We start from the raw sequence: 2,848 nt of genomic DNA, 5'->3' as shown, positions 1-2,848 counted from the left end.
GGCGGCGGCATGGGCGGCTACGGCGGCGGCATGGGCGGTGGTATGATGGGTGGCGGCATGGGCGGCTATGGCGGCGGTATGGGCGGTGGACGTATGGGCGGCATGGGCGGCGGTATGGGCGGCGGCATGATGGACGTTACCGCTATCAGTAATATCTCTGACTTATTCACAACGATCAGTGACATGATGGTTGGTGAAGCGCCGGCATTGCCGGAAGTCGTAGGTTTGTCGCGCGTAGGTACCGGCGCTACCGGTTCAATGCTGGGTGCTGGTGGTACTGCTGTGGCGCAGCAAGGCGCAACACTGGGAACCGGCAGTACGGCTGCTTCTTCCGGATTGGGCGGCGACGTATTGACGCTGTTAGAACGTTTAGTGCCGCAGGTTTATGAACCCTATTCCGATGAGCTGCTCTCTGACATGATTTACAATCCTGCCAATAATATGCTCATCGTAAAAAATACGCCTACGAATTTAGAAGAATTTGAAAAGCAATTGGCAGAAATTGATATCACCCCTAAACAGGTGAGCATCGAAGCTAAATTCTTGACCATTCGTCTTGAAGATCTTAAAAAGATCGGATTTAACTGGGATGCTACCTTATCTGACCAGAATATGCGTTCCAGAAAGATTGATGAACTTGCCAACAGAACCTACAACTATGATATTAATGGTGACGGAACTGATGAAAGAATTCCGTTTTACACAAGACCCGACGGAACGCCTACCATTGCCAACACCATTACGGATGCGACCATTGGTGCGCTCATAAATCCGCCCTCCTCTGCTGAGCCGACTTTCAGCATACTGGGTAATATCCTTAAAAATGAAGATGGCGATAAGCTTTCTGTCACCTTTGATTATTTGGATGGTCTTGATGAATCCGAATTGCTGAGTGCGCCGCGGGTTACCACGATGAACCGTAAACCTGCCGTTATCGCTGACTTCGCAACCGAATATTTCATCTCGCAAATCAGCACTGAAGTGTATGCCAATATTGGCTACGGCTATGGAAACTCCGGAGCAACCACGTCCTTCGTTCAAAACGTTATTCCCCAACCCTATAATTTTGGTATTGCCCTTTCTGTTACGCCTCAAATTCGTGACAACAACCAGGTACGTTTATGGTTGAATCCGGAAGTGCGTACAAAAACCGGTTCGAAGACTTTCCAACAAAAACAAATTATTTCTGATCAGGAAATTGTGAATGAAATCAACCTGCCCACCACGTCTTGGCAAGCTGTCTGGACCAACGTGATTGTTCATGATGGTGATACCTTGGTGCTGGGTGGTTTGGTACAGGATCAGTCTTCGAAGGGTACCCAGAAAATGCCGTATGTTGCGGATATCCCCGTCATCGGCTTCTTCTTCAAAGGAACCAAACGTGAGGCGAAACAATCGAGTCTTCTTATCTTTGTAACGCCTGACATTATTGACTCCACGGGCGCACGCTTCTTTGATGTCACTGAAATGCCCAATTAATCCTTAGCAATGCTAGTTCATGGAGCGGTCCTGTTTTTTGGATCGCTCCTTTTTTGTTAAAGCGGATATGTCTTTCATTCAAATAAAGGTACTGCCGATTTCGGAAACTTATTGACGTGCGTTATTTTCTTTATTCTCTACTCTTGACACTGCTCACTCCTTTTGGAGCGTTGTACCTCCTTTTGTCAAGAAAATATCGGCCCTTATTAAGGCGCTTTCGCCCGTCAATCCCATCCGACCTTTGCACCGGATCTCTTTGGATCCATGCCTGCAGCGTAGGAGAAGTATTTCTTGCCAAAGTAATTATTGACGCCTTGCAATTAGCTGCCCCCCGAAGTGGTATTCTACTGACAGTCAGCACCTTATCCGGAATGGATCTAGCCAAGAGAACGCTCCCGCGAGTCCCCCTTACCTTTTTGCCCATGGATACACTTTGGTCAGTACGTCCTTTTGTTAAAAAGCTTCGGCCTGCCCTATTGGTACTCATGGAAACTGAATTATGGCCTACACTCATTCGCGAAACGAAGCGGCAGGGAGCGCCCGTGATTATTTTGAACGGGCGTTTAAGCAACGATAAGTATGATCGTTTGAAAAAATACCGGTGGCTCATACCGTCGCTTGTCTCTATGCTTGATCATGCAGCCGTTCAAGCGGAAGACTACAGGCAACGGTTTATAGCTTTGGGACTGACCTCCGACCGCGTCAGTATCATGGGCAACCTAAAATTTGATGGCGCCCTAAAGCAGGTAACAGAAGCGTCTCTGAAGCAGCTTCGTCAGTGTTATGGCTATAAAGAAAGCGATAAAATCATTGTTTTTGGGAGTACTCATTCCGGCGAGGAAGCTCTCGCGCTTGACTGCTGGAAACTTCTAAAGCAGAATTATCCGGATCTTAAACTGGTGATTGCCCCGCGGCATTTACAACGCCTGGATCAAGTGATCGAAGTCTTTCGCAATGAACAGGCAACATTACGATCAACACTTCCCCCGGCCACGGTAAATGAAGCGCCGCCTATACTTATTCTGGATAGGATGGGGGAGTTGGCGCAAATCTATGCTTTAGGCAGTGTCGCTGTCATTGGAGGAAGCTTTTTCCCTGCCTCGGGAGGGCATAACCCGCTAGAGTCTGTTGCGCTCGGCGTGCCCACCCTCTTCGGTCCCCATATGGATAGTTTTGCTGATGTGGTTTCTTTGTTAGTGAATGGAGGAGGAGCGTTGCAACTGGCTTCTCACGAGGAATTAGCATCAGTTGTGAAGGAACTCCTTGTCAATAAGGAGATGCATCAACGGGTTGCCCATGCGGGTCGGATGATCGTGCAAAACAATCAAGGAGCCGCGGCGTGCGCCCTTAACCTGCTTCAATCGTTCTT

At 48.5% G+C, this 2,848-nt stretch carries 2 protein-coding genes; both read left to right on the top strand.

What is annotated here, in order from left to right:
- Nucleotides 1-1,479: hypothetical protein (locus tag GX117_11265; protein NLO33911.1), on the top strand; the 1,479-nt coding region annotated here is incomplete at its 5' end.
- Between the two features lie 116 nt (nt 1,480-1,595).
- The coding region (locus tag GX117_11260; protein NLO33910.1) for a 3-deoxy-D-manno-octulosonic acid transferase at nt 1,596-2,848 on the top strand (1,253 nt) is incomplete at its 3' end.

It is taken from the genome of Candidatus Hydrogenedentota bacterium, assembly GCA_012523015.1.
Classification (GTDB): Bacteria; Hydrogenedentota; Hydrogenedentia; order Hydrogenedentales; family CAITNO01; genus JAAYBJ01.
The sequence above is the reverse complement of the archived record's forward strand: the minus strand, read 5'-3'. Positions and strand labels throughout refer to the sequence as shown.